An 18,608-nucleotide genomic window follows, 5' to 3' on the forward strand; every position below is an offset into this window, starting at 1 on the left:
GAATGGACGGGACTCGAACCCGCGACCCCCTGCGTGACAGGCAGGTATTCTAACCAACTGAACTACCACTCCACGTAATACGGGACTCGAACCCGCGACCTCGATCTCCACCTTAAGTGACAGACCGCTATCCCAACGAAGTGAACTACCACTCCACGTATACGGGACTCGAACCCGCGACCTCGATCTCACCTTAAGTGACGACCGTGATCCCAAACCCGCCAAAGACATTAACTTAGCGCCTCAAACGGAGTGCGAATTTTACGGGTTTTAATGTGCATGTCAAACGTTTCAAATAAAAAAAAAGAAAAAGATCATTACTGCTTATTCTTTGTACAAAATCAGTAAGTTAAATAGAAACTTTAATGAAATCATTATGTTCCCATAAATAGTAAACCAAGCTATCCACCCAGACCTAACCTCTAGCTAATAAACCAATATACCCATTCTGAGCACCAATCCCCATATATCGGTATTTATAAATCAAATACGTTAAAATAGCGTTTAACTTAACCCGATCAGTAACACTTACTAACGTTCGAATAACAACTAAGGTATCGCATGTCAGAAAGCTCTGTTAGTTATGCAATGGATCAGTTTATTAACAAATTGATAACCATACAGCCCACACCTCCCAAGATGAGATTTGATGAGGACTGGCCCTCCCTTTGCTATCTAAATAAAGGCAGTGACGGATCTTTAGTCGATTGGCGTCCAACACGCCAACTAAAAGCCAATGATATGTTTACTCGTTTAAGCGCAGCACTTGAAGAAGAGATACATCAAGATATTATTGATTACTACAGTCGCTACTGGTCTGATCCTATCCCTGCAAAATCAGCGGATGGCGATTTAAGCTTACTGCAATCCTGGAATGAAGAAGATTTAGAACGGCTACGAGGCAACTTAATAGGTCATGCACTCTCTAAACGACAGCAAAAACGGCCACTGACTTTTTTTATTGCATGCCCAGAACCTGATAATGATTACTTTATCAGCGTCGATAATTACAGTGGCGAAGTATGGCTAGAAAAACCAGGCAAACCACCAATACGAAAACTAGAAGATACTTTAGCCGCTTTTATTAACGGCCTAAGCCCACGCCCTATAACGGATATGGAGTAATTTAATGCTATCGACTTATTCTTTAAAAATGATGATTCCTGCAGCATTACTAATGCTATTCACAGGCTGCGCATCCTTAAATTCACAAGTGATAGATATCCACCCCGAACTGCAAGTCTCGCGAAAGCTGGATAAAGAGATACGTATAGACGTCCAAGCCCAAGATCTAAGAGCAAACAAAGTCGTAGGTTACCGAGCAACAGACAAAACACCATCCCCTGAAATCATCCTAAAAGACAGTGTAGCCCTACTAAAACACTCCACCGAACACGCTTTAGAGGATATGGGGATTCGCCGCTTCTTTAAAGGCGAATATACAATGAAAGTGAATCTTATCAGTCTAAATTACCAAGTAGAAAAACATGGACTCAAGCAAATCGTTAATTTAGATATGAAAATTAATGTAGACCTAACAAAAGGCAGTAAACGCTACACAGGCAGCTATACAAATGAGAAACAGCACACATTTGTTGGCACTCCATCAGAACAAGAAAATATTAAAATAATTAATGAACTAGTGACTGAAAATATGAATCTAGTCGTGAATGACAAACAACTGCTGGACTTTATTCAATTCAACTAAACCTAAAAACAGGGATATCAGGGGGTAAAGTCTCTGATATCCCTACTAAAACGCAACAACTACCAACCGACAGTAAATGATAATAAACGGCTAATTTGACTTAAAGGCCGCCCCGATTCTACTTGCCAAAGATTAAAACAATCCTGCACTTTTTGCAGATCACGCTTGGCCGTCGGCTTTTTATCGATAATCCCTTGAGCTTTCAATGCTGCGACCACATCATCGGTTAGAATAAAAGAATCTTTCCCCACCATTCTTAAAAAATAAGCACCTGAATTACCACCAAGCTGCTGACCATGTTTTTTAAGGTAAGCCCACAAACCAACAATATCTGAAGTGGGCCAATCAGCTAAAAATCGTGCAAAGCTACCCTTATTTAGAGCTAACTCATGGACCATTAACGCATTATTGCGAGTCGCTTTAATCTTACCCCAATGCCTAATAATCTTATCATTCTGCATCAGTTTTTCGAGCTGCTCATCACTCATCAAACTAATCTTTTCAGGATCAAAGCCAAAGAAAGCTTTCTCGAATTCAGGCCATTTACTGTCAACTAAAGCGTGTTTCAATCCAGCGCGAAACACCCTTCGTGACATAACACTCAACAAGCGATCATCTGCTATCAAAGCAAGCTCTTCTGTTTCTAAAGGCTGAGGGAGTAAAAACTCTATATCATCCTCCAGCTTATGCTGCTTTGCATGCTCATAAATCCACTGAAAACTCTTCATGGTTTTAAACAGACTCCTCATCAAAATCCAATGAGGCTGAGTTAATGCAATAACGAAGCCCTGTAGGCTGCGGCCCATCAGTAAAAACATGCCCTAAATGTGCATCACACCGCGCACAAGTAACCTCTGTTCGCACCATGCCATGAGAAGCATCATGATGTTCTGCTACAACACTTTCCATATTAGGCTGGAAAAAACTAGGCCATCCACAGCCTGAATCGTATTTATGCTCCGAGCTAAATAAAGCCTCACCGCAACATTTACATAAATAAGTACCCTTCTGGTGGCTATTATAATATTCACCGGTAAATGGCCGTTCAGTTCCTTTTTCACGACACACATTGAACTCAGCTGGCGATAAAACTTCGCGCCATTCATCATCTGTCCGACTTATTTTTTCTTTTTTATCACTCATAACTTCTCCAGAACCTTAAATAATCTACAACTAATAATGCTACAGAGCCCTGTATCTATAGGTTTCGCGAAATAAAAGGCGTATGATTATTCTCTTTTTTTAGAGGCTAATCATACCGATTTAGCCACATTGTAATAGGACAACATACAGCTCTATAGATTCCAGCTGATGTTCCGCAGGACATAAAAATGCCAGTAATCCGTAAATCAAACAAGCTAATCAATGTTTGCTATGACATTCGCGGACCTGTTCTTCAAGAAGCAAAACGCCTTGAAGAGGAAGGCCAACGAATTCTTAAATTAAACATTGGCAACCCAGCCCCATGGGGATTTGATGCGCCAGAAGAGATCGTACAGGATGTAATTTACAACCTACCCGCCTCCCAAGGCTATATCGATTCAAAAGGTTTGTTTTCCGCCCGTAAAGCGGTGATGCAAGAGTGTCAGAAAAACGGAATCCGTAATGTAGGCATAGAAGACATTTATATAGGCAATGGTGTATCAGAGCTGATCGTCATGGCCATGCAAGGCCTGCTTAACGATTCAGATGAGATGCTAATCCCTGCACCCGATTACCCACTATGGACCGCCGCAGTTAGTTTAAGTAGCGGGACCCCAGTGCACTACCACTGTGATGAGGAAAAAGGCTGGGCGCCGGACATCGAAGATATCCGCAACAAGATAACTGAGCGCACCAAAGGCATAGTGGTTATCAATCCAAACAACCCTACAGGTGCGGTCTACCCCAAAGCAGTGCTTGAGCAGATCGTTGATCTCGCTCGCGAACATAACCTTATTGTTTTTGCTGACGAGATATACGACAAGATCCTTTATGATGAGGTGGAACACACTTCGCTCGCTTCACTGGCGGAAGATGTTCTGTTTATCTCTTTTAATGGTTTATCAAAATCATACCGCGCCGCAGGTTTTCGCTCTGGTTGGATGATTGTCAGCGGGCCTAAGTATCATGCACGAGACTACATTGATGGTTTAGATATGCTATCAAGCATGCGTTTATGCTCAAACGTACCTACGCAGCACGCAATCCAAACAGCCTTAGGTGGATACCAGAGCATTAATGAATTAATCACTCCCGGTGGCCGTTTATATGAGCAGCGTAACTTAGCTTGGGAGATGCTTAACGACATTCCTGGGGTCAGCTGCGCAAAACCCGAAGGGGCTCTATACCTATTTCCAAAGCTGGATCCAGAAATACACCCGATTCAGAATGACGAAAAAATGGCGCTTGATCTTCTCCTTCAACAAAAAGTATTAATTGTTCAAGGTAGCGGATTTAATGTTCCAGACACTCAACACTTTAGGTTAGTTTTTTTACCTAGAGAAGATGTGCTTGAAGATGCCATTGAACGTATTGGGGTTTTTCTGAAAACCTATAAGCAATAATCAACTAGGCCACTCATTGAGTGGCCTATTTTGTAAAGACATTGTCACGAAACCGTCTTATACTAAAATCGTAATATAAATAAGCCTTTTGAATTAGTGGAACTAAACATGTTTATTAAGGTAAGAAAAAACTGCGGCATCTACATGGAACATAATGGTTTGGAGCAGCGTCACTTAGTGCCTGTTACATCGAACTTTCTTATTAACCTTACGCATGTAGCAGAAATATCGTTTTACACGATTAAAGAAAGCAAGGTTCGCTTTGATCTTGAACACCATGAAGTGACTGTACCACCTCACACTCGTGTAATTCACCTCCAGATGAATTACCTGTACGGTTCATACAAAGAAACAGTTAATGATAAAAAAGCGCGCTTAATTGACCGCTGCTTTTACAAGCTGTACTTCATGCCTGAAGAGATGGGGCAATACGAAGAGATTCGTGAGCAGATTGAAGGCTTAGTTCTCAATCAGCAATGAGAAATCAAAAGGCGGCTAACTTAGCCGCTTTTTCTCAGCACCGCCCTCTTGTGAAGCCTCCCCGACTAATAAAAATAGCGTACATCAAAATATATTTAACCTCCGCCTGAAGTACCTAATAAAAATCTGAGCTCTAAGGGATATTATGGAGATTCGTGAACTACTCAAACAAACGGATAGATTACCTAACGTTCCAGACGTAGTTAGACAACTAATACAGCAGTTAAACAATCCCGCAGCTGATTACGGTGAAATTGCTAAAAAAGTATCTAACGACCAAACCCTCTCTTTAAAAATTCTTCGACTCGTCAACTCCGCCCATTTTGGTTTAAGCCGCAAAGTGTCATCCATTGAGCAAGCTGTAGTCATGCTAGGTATGGTTCGCCTCAAAACACTCGTCATTGCATCAGGCATCGCCGGTTCAGTTCAAGAAGTAAAAGGTATCGACCTTAAAAAATTCTGGAGCGATGCATTTCAAGTTGCCGCATTGTCAAAATGGTTTGCGGAACAAGGTTCTCAAATTAACCCTGACGTAGCGTTTACTGCTGGATTAATTCATAACATCGGGCAACTCTTACTTCATCTAGCCGACCCCATAAAAGCTCAAGCTATCCAAGCTTTAATTGAAGAATCGAACTGTAGTCCTGATGAGGCAGAGAAAGAGTGTTTTGGCTTTACCTCACAAGAAGCGGGGCAAGCACTGCTTGATATGTGGAAGTTTCCTAAAGAACTAGGCGAAGCAGTACTGCAATATAAACATCCTGCCAGCGCTGACAACCCCTCACCTCTTGCAGCTATTGTAAACTTAGCGACATTAGTGCATTTAGCCACACACAAAGGTGAATCGGCGGAAATTTTACAAGCAAAATTTCCTGAAGATATAGCCGTTTTAGCTGGAATTTCATCTAATACTTGCGATGTGCTCGAAGAAGCGCTGATTTTAGACTCAGGCTTAAGCAGTCTAGCTTAATTTATATCGCGGTAAATAAAGCGACGGATAACAGATTATTCTTGTCGCTTTTTTATACCAATCAAAATCGATCAGGCAGTTTCAGGCCCTTGTAGCGTCACCGCTTTAATACATTTAATAATATCTTCAACATCCTGCAACGCACGATGACGTCTTAACTGTGCTTTTGCTAAAAAGCTGAACTGAATACGCTGCTCTTTATTTAATATTCGATCTAAACCCGCCATTCTAAAACTCGGCTGAATACCTGTAGCCTCAAATAAACGGCTTAGCCAAAACAGATCAAATTCAAAGGCATCGCTAATCAACGTTTTTCCTGTCAGCATTTTATTCATACGCTTACAGGCATTAACTATATCTAAACCTTTGCTGACCAAATCATCACGATCTATACCATGCACCTCTTCCGCATGCTCATCCCAATAATGCCAGCCAGCAGCTGATTCAGGATTAATTAGAAAACTATCCTGTTCACCGGTTTTATCATTAATCCAAGCAATCTCAATGGGATAAGACTCCGCGCCCAATCCACTTGCTTCTAGATCAATACAAATTAATTCCACTCATCTCTCCCTAACATACAACAACACTTTTAACCCTTTTTCTAACTCAGCTTCTGGAAAGTCTTCAGGGTTACTTAAACGCTCAACAAACGTAAAGTCTGGGCATTCGTCTAACATCAGCTGTTTTAAAAACTCAGTGCCATTTTTAGGGTCATTATGGCATGCCAAAACTTGGCTTCCCGATTCAGTGAGATCACTCAAACGTCGGATCACTTTACGATAATCTTTTTCTGCGACAAAACTGCCTGGCTGAAAACTAGGTGGATCTATAACAATCACATCATAAGGCCCCAGTTGACGTACACGCTTCCAAGATCTAAATAGATCATAAGCCAGAAACGTGACTCTATCACCTTTAATACGATTTAAACGGTGGTTATCACGCCCAGTACTTATCGCCCCTTTAGACATGTCTACATTAACAACATGATCTGCACCCCCAGCAATGGCAGCAACAGAAAAGGCACAGGTATAGGAAAAAAGGTTAAGCACACGCTTTTGGTTCCCATTCTCTTTAATCCACCGTCGGCCTTCACGCATATCTAAAAACAAGCCACTGTTTTGATTGCGTTGCGGCTTAACATAATAAGACAATCCAAGTTCCTGAGTTTCCATTAGCTCTGGAACCTCTCCCCAAGCCACATCTTGGTTTGCCCCTTTGCCACGCGAGCGTCGCTGCACGACCAATCCCTTAATCTCCGGCAGCGTTTTAAGTGCCTCACTTAACGTTTCAATCCAATCAGGCTCTACATCACGATAAAATCTAGCAACCGCGTAAGGAGGAAACCAATCAATAACCAAATGCTCAAAGCCTTCAAAGCAGTGCCCACGCCCGTGAAAAATTCTACGCGCTTCATTGTCTGAATTAGACAACTGCTTTTTAACTTCGCTCAAGATTGTATGCATTAAGATTCCTAGATAATGAGGATCAAAAAAATCACGCATTATATGCGTGTGTTGCGCTCTACACCAGCGATGATCAAAGTTATTATATTTACCTAATCAATCGAAAAAACTATGCAAACAAACAGGATTAATTCACTTGAAACTTTTCCCTTGCGCCCTAATCTAAGTAACAACTTTTTATCATAGGAACATAGACACAGATGATGCGTATCGGCCTTTTTCTACTCACTAATATTGCCGTACTAATTGTAGCCAGTATCACACTGAATTTACTCGGTGTGGAGCACTACATCTCAAGTTCCGGCCTAAACTTAACCAGCCTACTTATTTTTTGTGCTGTATTTGGCTTTATTGGCTCTTTTATCTCCCTTTTCCTATCCAAAAAAATGGCCAAAATGTCCACAGGTACGGAGATCATAACTCATGCCCGTAACGCTGATGAGCAATGGTTACTTGATACAGTAGCTGAACTGTCCGAAAAAGCAGGTATAAAAATGCCTGAAGTTGGCATCTTCCCTGCCCAACAAGCTAATGCATTTGCTACCGGTTGGAATAAAAATAATGCTTTAGTTGCCGTAAGCTTAGGATTACTACAGCGCTTCCAACGAGAAGAAGTAAAAGCAGTTATGGCCCATGAGATTGGCCATGTTGCCAATGGTGATATGGTAACTATGACCTTAGTGCAGGGGGTCATTAATACTTTTGTTATGTTCTTCGCTCGTATTGCTGGTTACGCTGTAGATAGCTTTTTAAAGAACAGTAACGATAACAGCCCAGCAGGTAGCGGTATCGGCTATTACATCACTGTATTTATCTTTGAAATGATCTTCGCTTTTCTGGCCTCGTTTATTGTTGCTTGGTTCTCCCGTTATCGCGAGTACAGAGCAGACGCAGCTGGCGCGCACCTATCAAGCAACCACGCAATGATCGGTGCTTTACAACGTCTAAAAGCTGAATATGATATGCCAGATCAGATGCCTGGACAGCTCACCGCATTTGGAATAAGCAGCCATATGAAATCTGGGTTGATGGCACTCATGGCAAGCCACCCTCCTTTAGATCAACGTATCGCCGCACTTCAATCAATGAAGTGAAGCTTTTATAGAGTATTTAAATAGATTTCCCCTATGACTTGTAAGGCGAAAATTACGCCTTACAAGTCTTAATAAACCAATACTCCCTACCTATCAATCTCAATATCAAAGCAACACCCAATCCTTGCCCCACAAAAGCGCACAAACCTCAAGCAAGCACTATTAGCTAGCAACTATTATTTTATTTACCTCAAAAAAACATAAATAAATAAATTAAAAACAAGCATAACCATCTGTTTTAAAAGATAATAATAAAATAGGCACAGCTTATGCTTTAAATAAATTCAGATGGTTCTCTAACGAACCAATATTACAGTGAACTAGGACAATGGCGTCCACTAGCTACTCTTTAAGAGAGATAGATAGTGTGCGCTTTTTTTTGGCCAAAAAAACGTGTAATTACTCGATTTAAAAAATTCTAAACATTGAATGAGGCAATAAATATGGCTTACTTACTCCCCTCCGAATTTGTCACGAAGATGGTGGACGCTGGTGAATCTAAGGTTCATATGTCAACACGTGACACATTGATCCGAGCCTATATGGCAGGCGCAATTTTGGCGCTCGCTGCTGTATTTGCAATTACTATCGCCGTTCAAACTGGTGTCTTTCTAATTGGCGCCATGTTGTTCCCCGTTGGTTTTTGTATGCTTTATCTTATGGGCTTTGACTTACTTACAGGGGTTTTTGTCCTCACTCCTCTAGCCTTACTTGATAAACGTCCTGGAGTAACCGTCAACGGTGTATTAAGAAACTGGGGACTTGTTTTCCTTGGTAACTTTGCTGGCGCATTAACTGTAGCTGTCATGATGGCCTTTGTTTTCACCTATGGTTTTAATACGGATCCTGGTGCTGTCGGTGCAAAAATTGCCAGCGTAGGTGAAGCCCGTACTTTAGGTTATGCCGAATATGGCGCAGCCGGTTGGTTCACTATTTTTATACGCGGTATGCTATGTAACTGGATGGTATCTATGGGTGTTGTTGGCGCAATGATATCTACATCAGTAAGCGGTAAAGTCATCGCAATGTGGATGCCAATTATGCTGTTCTTCTTTATGGGGTTCGAGCATTCTGTAGTTAATATGTTCCTTTTCCCATCAGGCATTATTATGGGTGGTGATTTCTCAGTTATGGATTACTTTATCTGGAACGAAATTCCTACAGCACTAGGTAACTTAGTCGGCGGCTTAGCATTCACTGGCTTAACCCTGTACACAACTCATATTAAAACAGCCAAAAAACGTACTATCGCTTAATTTCTTGTACTTTTTTGCTTAGCGTTTTGTGCAACGATACATAAAATAATAAAAGCCCCTATCATTACATGAAGGGGCTTTTTGGTGGATATGATGATAGCCAAACTTAAAGTATCAATTGGGCAGTATTCTGACAAAGGCCGCAAAGAGAGCAATCAGGACTTCCACGGCTTTGTTATCCCAACCAATGCCCAATTGAACCTTAAAGGTATTGCTTGCGCCGTTGCCGATGGCATCAGTAGTAGCCAAGTCAGTCATATAGCAAGCGAAACAGCGATAAAAAGCTTTCTCGATGACTACTACTGCACATCCGATGCTTGGTCAGTACAAACATCAGGCGAGAGAGTGCTATCTGCAGCAAACGCTTGGCTTTACGCACAAACGAGAAACAGCGATTTCCGCTACGATAAAGATAAAGGTTATGTCTGTACCTTTAGTGCAATGATCATTAAAAGTACGACGGCTTATCTATTTCACATTGGTGATTCTAGAATCTATAAATTTCATGATCATGCTTTAGAGCAACTCACTAAAGACCACCGATTATGGATCTCCCAAAACAAAAGCTACCTCAGTCGTGCACTCGGTATTGAGCCACAACTAGAACTTGATTTTTTATCGGTACCAATCGTAAAAAACGACATCTTCATCTTAGCAACCGATGGCGTTTATGAGCATGTAGACGCCACCTTTATAGACAGCGCATTAAAAGAAAACAGTAACGACTTAAACCAAGCAGCCAAAAACATTGTTGAACATGCATTTGAATCGGGTAGTGAGGATAACTTAACTATCCAAATTATCCGTATTGATTCTGTACCACAGCAAGATACAAATGAGATACAACTTCAGGTTGATGATCTCCCTCTCCCCCCCATACTCGTGGCCCGCGAACAGTTTGATGGGTATAAGATTATTCGCGAAATACATGCAACCAGTCGCAGTCATGTTTACCTTGCGGTAGATGATGAAACTAATGAGCACGTTATTCTAAAAATCCCATCGATAGATCTACGCGGTGATCCAGATTACCTTGAGCGCTTTTTAATGGAAGAATGGGTCGCTCGCCGCGTCAATAGCGCCCACGTGTTAAAAGCAGGCAGGCAAACAAGAAAAAGGAACTTCCTCTACACCACGACTGAATATATAGAAGGACAAACATTAAAACAGTGGATGATTGATAACCCTAAACCAAGTATTGAAGCAGTCAGAGCTATTATAGAGCAAGTTGCAAAAGGGTTACGGGCTCTGCATAGAATGGATATTCTTCATCAAGATATAAAACCCGATAACATTATGATCGATGCATCCGGCACAGTAAAAATCATTGACTTTGGTTCAGTTAGAATAGCCGGCATTGTAGAATCTTCCGCAACTCAGGAGCAGTGCGAAATACTAGGCACTGCACTCTATACAGCCCCAGAATACTTTTTGGGCGACATAGGCACTAGCCGCTCAGATCTATATTCACTAGGTGTCTTAACCTATCACATGCTATCTAGTCGTTTCCCTTACGGCACTCAAGTTTCTAAGTCCCGCACTCCCTCTGCGCAAAAGAAGCTCAACTACAACTCGGTCTTAGACGAGGATAGAGAAATACCCGCCTGGATCGATGAGACACTCAAGAAAGCTGTACATCCAAATCCCTATAAACGATATGAAGAGCTATCAGAGTTCATATTTGACCTTAGACACCCCAACAAAACATTCCTTAATAAAAGCCGTCCCCCCTTAATGGAGCGCAATCCCGTACTCGTTTGGCAAGCCATAACCGCTCTACTAACCTGCATCATTATCTACCTACTCAACAAATAGTTGAGTAAACATAACGTAATATTGAGAATGTCCTATAATCATAATGGCTTACCGATCATGTCATCATTTTGCCAAACGCCCCATATATGATCATGCACCAATACTGGCCTGAAACTTGCTGATCCCTATATATACGGCGAATTAAACGCTTAGATAAGATATGCAAACGGTTTAAGCACAATATTGGTGCAGTCAGTATAAATTGGTGCGTATTTAACGTTCGATAGCGCTCAACATTAAGATCAATAATCTGGGTATAGGTATGATTTGGGATAATTATCAATCTAAGCAGCATTATGACGAACTCATCACCCCCACAGGACGTGCTAGAGATTCCGCAAATAAATTAGTGAAACATATCTCCGAAATGGACGAAAAAGATCTTGATAGACGCCGCCAAATGGCTGAGGTGACAATTCAAGAGATGGGGATTTCATTTACCGTTTATACTGAAGAAGGAAACATAGATAGAGCTTGGCCTTTTGACATCATCCCCCGCACAATTCCTGCTCCTCTATGGAAAACAACTGCAGATGGTTTAAAACAGCGTTTGAAAGCCCTCAATATGTTTATTGATGATCTCTATCACGATCAAAATGTAATTAAAGATGGCATCATTCCTGAACATATAATCAAAGAGTCAAAAAACTTTAGACCTGAGTGCGTAGGCGTGAACCCAGCACATGGTGTATGGGCGCACATATGCGGAACCGATTTAGTCAGAGATGCCGACGGACAATTTTACGTTTTAGAGGATAACCTAAGGGTCCCTTCCGGCGTTTCCTACATGCTCGAAAACAGAGCAATAACTAAACGTGTCCTGCCTGAAATGTTCGAAAAAGAAAACATCTTGCCCTTAGATGATTACCCTGAACAACTATTTGATATGCTGCTATCTCTCTCACCCCGAGAGATAGAAGAGCCAGAAATTGTTGTCCTTACACCGGGTATTTTTAACTCCGCTTATTTTGAACATGCCTTTCTAGCACAACAGATGGGGGTCGAGCTCGTTGAAGGCAGTGATCTGTTTGTTGACGATGATGATTGTGTTTATATGAAAACCATCTCCGGCCCTGAAAGAGTCGATGTAATTTATCGTCGTATTGATGATCTTTTCATCGACCCAGAAGTATTCGATAAAGAATCAGTTCTAGGCGTTCCGGGCATGATGAGAGCTTGGAAAGCAGGCAACGTTGCACTGGCCAATGCACCTGGCGCGGGCGTAGCCGATGACAAAGTCATTTATGCCTATGTACCTGAAATTATTGAGTATTACCTCAATGAGAAGCCAATATTGCCTAATGTAGAAACTTTTCTCTGTGAAGATCCAGAGCAAAGAGCTTATGTTTTAGAGCATCTAGATGAACTGGTGATTAAGCCAGCCAATGAATCTGGCGGATATGGAATGCTCATTGGGCCTCACTCGACTAAAAAAGAGCAGGCAACCTTTGCAGAGTTAATTCAAGAAAACCCACGTAACTATATTGCTCAACCTACGCTAAGCTTATCTACAGCTCCAACATTAATTAGCTCTAACACAATGGAACCTAGGCATTTAGATCTGCGCCCTTTCATTCTCCAAGGAAAAAATACTTATGTCACCACGGGAGGCCTTACCCGTGTTGCCATGAAAAAAGGCTCATTGGTTGTCAACTCATCACAAGGTGGTGGCAGTAAAGATACTTGGATCGTCGATACAGAGGATAAATGATTATGCTATCTCGAGTTGCAGAAAGAATTTATTGGAGCGCACGTTACCTAGAACGTGTCGAAAATACAGCAAGATTAGTAGGGGTATACGATAACCTTTTATTCGATTTACCCCGTGATACCAATATTAGTTGGTTTAATCTTATTAGAATAAATAGCTGTACTGATACATTTTCAGAACGCTACAAAGTACAAACTGAGCACAACGTTGTTAAATTCTTATTGGCTGATGATACCAACCCAAGCTCAATGCTATCCTCATTAAAACACGCTAAAGAAAATATCCGAACCACTCGAGATGTACTCCCACAAGATACATGGGAGCAGATAAACGAATTAGACTTATACGCACGCAACAATATCCGCCAAGGTATTAACCGCACGGATCGTCATAAGTTTCTCAACAATATTATCCAACGTTGCCAAGAGATTAACGGCCTTTTTGAAGGCGCTATGAGCCGTGATGCCTCCTGGCAGTTTATGACCCTCGGTCGTAACCTTGAACGGGCTGATATGACAACCCGTATTCTCGATGCGGGCGTATCCATTATGCTACAACCCAATCAAGGTACCCGAATCAATCTCAGCCAAGTGGTATGGGGGAATGTTTTACGCTCACTCAGTGGTTATATGAACTACAGACGAAGCGTTCGTACCGCCATTGAGTCAAAAAAAGTGGCCCGCTTCCTATTAGAAGATGAATATTTCCCTAGAACCATTAACTTCTGCATTAATGAGATGGAAACCGCAGCCAAAAAACTACCTCGTTCAAAAAATATTCTGAAAGATATGAGCGAGTTTAAAAAGCTTCATTACTCTCTTGCCAATGGCAACCCACTTGATGAGAAGTTTCGTGATTACCTCAATCAACTACAGATCAGTATTTCCGACCTACATACTGCCCTTATGACCAATTGGTTTGCCTTCAATATGGGTGATCCACAGGAAGAAATTGTTACTCCTAAGAAACTAGTTCAAAAAGAATATCAGTTTGCTTGCCAGGCATAGCCCTTTATCATCAGATAGGGGCTATAATGAGCCCGAATTTGTTAATTAAAGAGTAAACCAGTGCAAAGCAAGCAGACGCAATCGCAATCGCAAACTCAGGGCGTTCAAGGCCAAAATTTACATTGGTCTTTATCGCCTAATGGGCATTACAACGAAGCTTATGATGAGTTTGGTCAGCCTCGTGCGCACTGGGAGTATCTACTCAATAGTATTAATGCACTCGGCTCATCCGGCTTACAAGACCGTTACCAAAAAGCATCACGTATTTTGCGTGATGATGGTGCAACTTATAATCTAGTCAGTGATCCACTAGGAAAAAACACTTGGGAACTTGATCCCATTCCTATGTTGATCTCCAGTGACGAATGGAGCCAAGTTGAACAAGGCTTAATAGAACGAGCAGAACTCCTAAACTTAGTTCTAAAAGATATTTATGGGCCTCAAGAACTCATAAGACAAGGGGTCATCCCTCCTGAAGTCATCTACAGCCACCCTGGATTTCTCCGCCAATGCAAAGGCATACCAATGCCTGGAGAACGCAGCCTAACACTACATGCTGCCGATATGACTCGCGGTCCCGATGGTAATATGATTATTATTGGTGATCGTACTCAAGCTCCCAGTGGCGCTGGCTATGCGCTAGAAAACAGAACTGTACTCACCCGTGTAATACCGAGCCTTTTTCGCGACAGTCAAGTTCACCGTTTAGCCCTATTCTTTCAGTCACTACGCGTGACCTTGAACGCTCTATCGCCAACCTCGGGTGATGATCCACAAATTGTAATTCTGACACCTGGTGCTTATAGCGAAACTTATTTTGAACATACTTACCTATCAAACTATCTCGGCTATCCGCTTGTTCAAGGCAGTGATTTAACCGTTAGAGATGGGCATGTATGGTTAAAGTCACTCAATGGTCTTCGTAAAGTCGATGTTATTCTGCGCCGTGTAGACGATATATATTGTGATCCAGTCGAACTTAAATCAGATTCCTATCTTGGCATTCCAGGCCTAGTTGAAGTTGTAAGGGCTGGTAATGTTGTCGTCACTAACCCTTTAGGTTCTGGCATATTAGAAACACCAGCCCTCCTGAAATTTATGCCTGCAATTAGCCAGCATTTTTTTGGGCATGAGCTAAAACTACCTTCTGTAAATACATGGTGGTGTGGTGACCCGCAAGATATGCTTTATATCAAAGAGAATATTGACTCTCTGATTATAAAACCGGCAATGCGACAAACAAAAAGCCCAAGCATACACGGCCACACTTTATCAGACTCAGATAAACAAAAAGTACTCGCACGTATTGAAAAAGCACCCTATAACTTTGTGGCGCAAAGCTATATATCGCCGTCATATATACCCGCTTGGCAAGAGCAGCAATTAAAAACACGCCCTTCTATATTCCGTACATTTACCGTTGCAAGTGAAAGTACCTACGCCGTTATGTCTGGCGGGCTCACCCGCGTAGGGCTGTCAGGACAAGATAGTTTTGTATCAAATCAAGTCGGGTCGCAAAGTAAAGATACATGGATATTAGCTTCAGAGCCTGAAAAACAACTATCTCTGGTCGAAGATAGAAGCATCGCGCAAGAATCAAATCTACCTAGCCGTGTCGTTGAAAACCTCTTCTGGTTAGGTCGCTATGCTGAACGGGCGGAATCAACTATACGCTTAATACGTACTGTCTTTATGCAGTTAAATAGTATTGACCCTCTTCCGACGGCCAGTAAAAATCTGCTATTACAAGCACTCTCTAAACAAACAAACTGTTTGCCGGGCTTTATGGCAAGCAGCACGTTATTAAATCAAGATCAGGAATTAATTAAACTCATATTAGATACACAACGTCCTAATAGCATTAAATCCTGCTTATTGTCTGTCTTAACCTGTTCAGAAGAGGTTAAAGAGATGCTTTCGGCAGATACTCACCGTATCGTCAACGATCTACGTGATAACCTTTATGACTTAGAACGTGCCTATGTCGGCGGCATGCCTTCAGCACCGGAAGAGACACTCGATCCATTAGTGACAACACTACTAGCCCTCTCTGGGCTCAGTCATGAAAGCATGCTGAGAGGTATAGGCTGGAAATTCCAAGAAATTGGCCGTCGTGTCGAACGTTCACTACAAACATCGCGCCTAATTCAATCCCTATTAACACCTGAATTAGCTAATGCAGATCAACCGCAAATGTTAGAGGCTGTTCTGCTAAGTGTCGAGGCCTTAATCACCTTTAGACGCCGCTATAGAACCTATAATGATATAGCCCACGGATTAGAACTGTTGATGCTTGATGAAACAAATCCGCGTTCAGTCTTTTTCCAGATTAAGCGTCTACAAACACATTTTGAAGAACTACCGCAGGCAATATCACCGCAGAAACCCGGCTTAAACCCTGCACAAAAAACGATTATTAAATCACTTAATGAGATTCAGCTCGCTGATTTAAATGACTTAGCAAAAGCGGATCCGCAAAGTAAAAAACGCATTGAGTTAGACCGTCTATTAACCGATGTCCGCAAGCAAGTAGAAGAGTTTTCAGTCCTTCTTAGCGACCAATATTTTGACCATAGTGCAGGGCCTCAACAGCTGGCAGAAACACAGGAAATTATCTCCATATGATCTATAAAATAAGACATATTACCGAGTATAAATACCATAGCCCAGTATCTCTATGCTACAACCAGGCTCACCTGCTTCCACGGGACACGCTAGAACAAAACTGCGCACCGAGTAATGTGGTTATTACACCAAAACCTAATTACATGGCCCAACATAGCGACTACTTTGGCAATCACTATATTTATTTCTCTCTACAAAAACCTCACACAAAACTTGTGATCGACGTAACAACAGAGATTAGTAGCCAAAATGAACGAGCTGCATTTGCCCTTGAGCTTGGCATCAGCTGTAAAGCTGCACGCGATATGCTTATGTACAACCAAGATGCAGATACAATTCAGGCCAAAGAATATATCTTAGATTCACCGATGATCCGCCCAAACGCTAACTTAAAATCCTACGCTGAATCACTTTTTCAGGATGATATACCTCTTTTATCTGCTGCTCGCGCGCTCACCACGAAAATATTTAACGACTTCAAATACGATCCAAGTTCTACAACGGTAGCCACCCCTTTAGATGAAGTGTTACAACGAAAAAGTGGTGTTTGCCAAGATTTCGCACATATAGCGATTGGCTGTTTACGGGCGTTAGGCTACCCCGCACGTTACGTTAGTGGCTATCTTGAAACACTACCTCCGCCTGGCCAAGAAAAACTAGTTGGTGCCGACGCATCCCATGCATGGTTTGCTATTTATTCCCCCGGCGAAGGGTGGTTCGAATTCGATCCAACTAATGACGACATACCGAAAGAGCAGCATATTACAACGGCATGGGGACGTGACTATTCTGATGTCACGCCACTTAAAGGCGTTATATTTGATGGTGGCAATAGCCATCAACTAAGCGTATCTGTAGATGTCCGACGCTTAGAACAATAATGTTAAAAGCTTAATTTGATAGCTTCAGCCACAGAAGGTGGGCGACTTGTAGCACTAAAGCCGCCTTCTTATCAGCGACAGTAATTCAGCCCAGTCGGAATTACACCCTAAGTAGATATATTTTTTTAATTTCTTGCTGGGAAACTATATTTACCACTGTTAAATTACTACCCCATTCGCTATGATTCATGTATATATTATATGAAACAGACAAATCTATTTTTGGCTTATGGAATCTAGCCCACATAACTCCGCAAACTTACTCAACATTGAACACCCCTATACTGCAAGCGATCTAGCGCAGGAGATCCCTGTCGCCATATCAGTCAATGATATTTCTCACGCGGTAATGATGTTGACTCCCATCGACCTTGAGTATTTCGCAATCGGTTTTGCATTTAGTGAAGGTATTATTGATCATTATTCGGATCTTCGAGATCTCGATATTTACCAGCATAACGTCGCGCTGCAACAAGGAGAGGGTTTTCAGCTGCCCGCCTACAACATAGCTATGAAAATTAGTCCGAGACAATCTATACGCTATAACAAACAGCATAGTTTTAGACAAGGATTAACCGGCTGTGGTATTTGCGGAACAGCGGCTCTCGACGTAGCGATCCCTGATTTAAACAGCCTTCCGCATTCTGCTTTACCACCAAAAAAGCAGCTACTTCACCTACCTAATACGCTGTTTAGTCTACAGAAATTAAAAGGGGTACATGCAGCATTGTTGCTCTCCCCAGAAGGTGAAGTTGTAACATGTCATGAAGATATTGGTAGGCATAACGCGCTGGACAAGACCATTGGTTTCGCACTAAAAAACAACATCAAACTAAATGGCTTCAGTATTCTAATGAGCAGCCGCTGCAGTGTAGAACTGATTCAAAAAGCGGTTAAAGCAAAGCTATCTACACTGATCCATATATCCAGCCCGAGCCATTTAGCGACTCAAATGGCACACCACTACAACCTCAATCTTATTCAAATCACCCGTAAGGGCGAATTAAAAACCTTTTCCCAGCCACCTATTCTATAAGCTAAAGGAT

The 18,608-nt window shown here is 41.9% G+C and carries 17 protein-coding genes; 13 read left to right on the plus strand and 4 right to left on the minus strand.

Annotation, left to right across the window (positions count from 1 at the left end; genetic code table 11):
* Window positions 1-561 precede the first annotated feature (561 nt).
* Together Q4486_RS05105 and Q4486_RS05110 are read left to right on the plus strand one after the other, a co-directional pair.
* Window positions 562-1,125 (plus strand): SecY-interacting protein Syd, encoded by a 564-nt coding sequence (locus Q4486_RS05105; protein WP_303518591.1) that lies wholly within the window; start codon window positions 562-564, stop codon window positions 1,123-1,125.
* A gap of 4 nt (window positions 1,126-1,129) precedes the next feature.
* Window positions 1,130-1,708, plus strand: a complete 579-nt coding sequence (locus Q4486_RS05110; RefSeq protein WP_303416602.1) for a YajG family lipoprotein — start codon at window positions 1,130-1,132, stop codon at window positions 1,706-1,708.
* Window positions 1,709-1,767: 59 nt separating this feature from the next.
* On the opposite strand, the gene Q4486_RS05115 is transcribed toward Q4486_RS05110, so the two are convergent.
* Together Q4486_RS05115 and msrB are read right to left on the minus strand one after the other, a co-directional pair.
* Window positions 1,768-2,436 (minus strand): DNA-3-methyladenine glycosylase I, encoded by a 669-nt coding sequence (locus Q4486_RS05115; protein WP_303416603.1) that lies wholly within the window; start codon window positions 2,434-2,436, stop codon window positions 1,768-1,770.
* A gap of 4 nt (window positions 2,437-2,440) precedes the next feature.
* Window positions 2,441-2,851 (minus strand): peptide-methionine (R)-S-oxide reductase MsrB, encoded by a 411-nt coding sequence (msrB, locus tag Q4486_RS05120; RefSeq protein ID WP_303518592.1) that lies wholly within the window; start codon window positions 2,849-2,851, stop codon window positions 2,441-2,443.
* A gap of 188 nt (window positions 2,852-3,039) precedes the next feature.
* Between msrB and Q4486_RS05125 the strand changes: the two genes are divergently transcribed.
* The 3 genes from Q4486_RS05125 (at window position 3,040) to Q4486_RS05135 (ending at window position 5,704) form a co-directional block, all read left to right on the plus strand.
* On the plus strand, window positions 3,040-4,254 hold the full coding sequence (locus tag Q4486_RS05125; RefSeq protein ID WP_303416605.1) for a pyridoxal phosphate-dependent aminotransferase: 1,215 nt from the start codon (window positions 3,040-3,042) through the stop codon (window positions 4,252-4,254).
* A gap of 108 nt (window positions 4,255-4,362) precedes the next feature.
* Window positions 4,363-4,734, plus strand: a complete 372-nt coding sequence (locus Q4486_RS05130; protein ID WP_067866935.1) for a hypothetical protein — start codon at window positions 4,363-4,365, stop codon at window positions 4,732-4,734.
* Window positions 4,735-4,879: 145 nt separating this feature from the next.
* Window positions 4,880-5,704 (plus strand): HDOD domain-containing protein, encoded by an 825-nt coding sequence (locus tag Q4486_RS05135; RefSeq protein WP_303518593.1) that lies wholly within the window; start codon window positions 4,880-4,882, stop codon window positions 5,702-5,704.
* 71 nt (window positions 5,705-5,775) lie between these two features.
* Here Q4486_RS05135 and Q4486_RS05140 read toward each other — a convergent pair whose 3' ends face one another.
* Together Q4486_RS05140 and Q4486_RS05145 are read right to left on the minus strand one after the other, a co-directional pair.
* Window positions 5,776-6,267 carry an exonuclease domain-containing protein gene (locus tag Q4486_RS05140; protein WP_303416607.1) on the minus strand — a complete coding sequence of 164 codons (492 nt, stop codon included), beginning with the start codon at window positions 6,265-6,267 and terminating at the stop codon, window positions 5,776-5,778.
* The gene (locus tag Q4486_RS05145) at window positions 6,268-7,173 is read right to left on the minus strand and encodes a class I SAM-dependent methyltransferase (protein WP_303518594.1); all 906 of its coding nucleotides are present in this window, start codon (window positions 7,171-7,173) and stop codon (window positions 6,268-6,270) included.
* 200 nt (window positions 7,174-7,373) lie between these two features.
* Here Q4486_RS05145 and htpX point away from each other — a divergent pair, with 200 nt between their 5' ends.
* From htpX to fdhD, 8 genes are all read left to right on the plus strand, one after another.
* Window positions 7,374-8,267 carry a protease HtpX gene (gene htpX, locus Q4486_RS05150; protein ID WP_303416609.1) on the plus strand — a complete coding sequence of 298 codons (894 nt, stop codon included), beginning with the start codon at window positions 7,374-7,376 and terminating at the stop codon, window positions 8,265-8,267.
* A gap of 443 nt (window positions 8,268-8,710) precedes the next feature.
* Window positions 8,711-9,523, plus strand: a complete 813-nt coding sequence (locus Q4486_RS05155) for a formate/nitrite transporter family protein (protein WP_303416610.1) — start codon at window positions 8,711-8,713, stop codon at window positions 9,521-9,523.
* Between the two features lie 90 nt (window positions 9,524-9,613).
* Entirely contained in the window at window positions 9,614-11,338 is a 1,725-nt protein-coding gene (locus Q4486_RS05160; RefSeq protein ID WP_368500061.1) for a protein kinase, read from the plus strand.
* Between the two features lie 256 nt (window positions 11,339-11,594).
* The gene (locus Q4486_RS05165; protein WP_303416902.1) at window positions 11,595-13,049 is read left to right on the plus strand and encodes a circularly permuted type 2 ATP-grasp protein; all 1,455 of its coding nucleotides are present in this window, start codon (window positions 11,595-11,597) and stop codon (window positions 13,047-13,049) included.
* Window positions 13,050-13,051: 2 nt separating this feature from the next.
* The gene (locus Q4486_RS05170; protein ID WP_303518595.1) at window positions 13,052-14,056 is read left to right on the plus strand and encodes an alpha-E domain-containing protein; all 1,005 of its coding nucleotides are present in this window, start codon (window positions 13,052-13,054) and stop codon (window positions 14,054-14,056) included.
* A 60-nt stretch (window positions 14,057-14,116) separates the two neighbouring features.
* Window positions 14,117-16,681: a circularly permuted type 2 ATP-grasp protein gene (locus Q4486_RS05175; RefSeq protein WP_303518596.1), complete on the plus strand. Its 2,565-nt coding sequence runs from the start codon at window positions 14,117-14,119 to the stop codon at window positions 16,679-16,681.
* Window positions 16,678-17,562: a transglutaminase family protein gene (locus Q4486_RS05180; RefSeq protein WP_303518597.1), complete on the plus strand. Its 885-nt coding sequence runs from the start codon at window positions 16,678-16,680 to the stop codon at window positions 17,560-17,562. The genes Q4486_RS05175 and Q4486_RS05180 overlap by 4 nt, the downstream gene beginning before the upstream one ends.
* Window positions 17,563-17,791: 229 nt before the next feature.
* Window positions 17,792-18,598 (plus strand): formate dehydrogenase accessory sulfurtransferase FdhD, encoded by an 807-nt coding sequence (gene fdhD, locus Q4486_RS05185; RefSeq protein ID WP_303518598.1) that lies wholly within the window; start codon window positions 17,792-17,794, stop codon window positions 18,596-18,598.
* The last annotated feature ends 10 nt before the right edge of the window (window positions 18,599-18,608 follow it).

The sequence above is a fragment of the Neptuniibacter sp. 2_MG-2023 genome (assembly GCF_030547495.1).
Classification (GTDB): domain Bacteria; phylum Pseudomonadota; class Gammaproteobacteria; order Pseudomonadales; family Balneatricaceae; genus Neptuniibacter.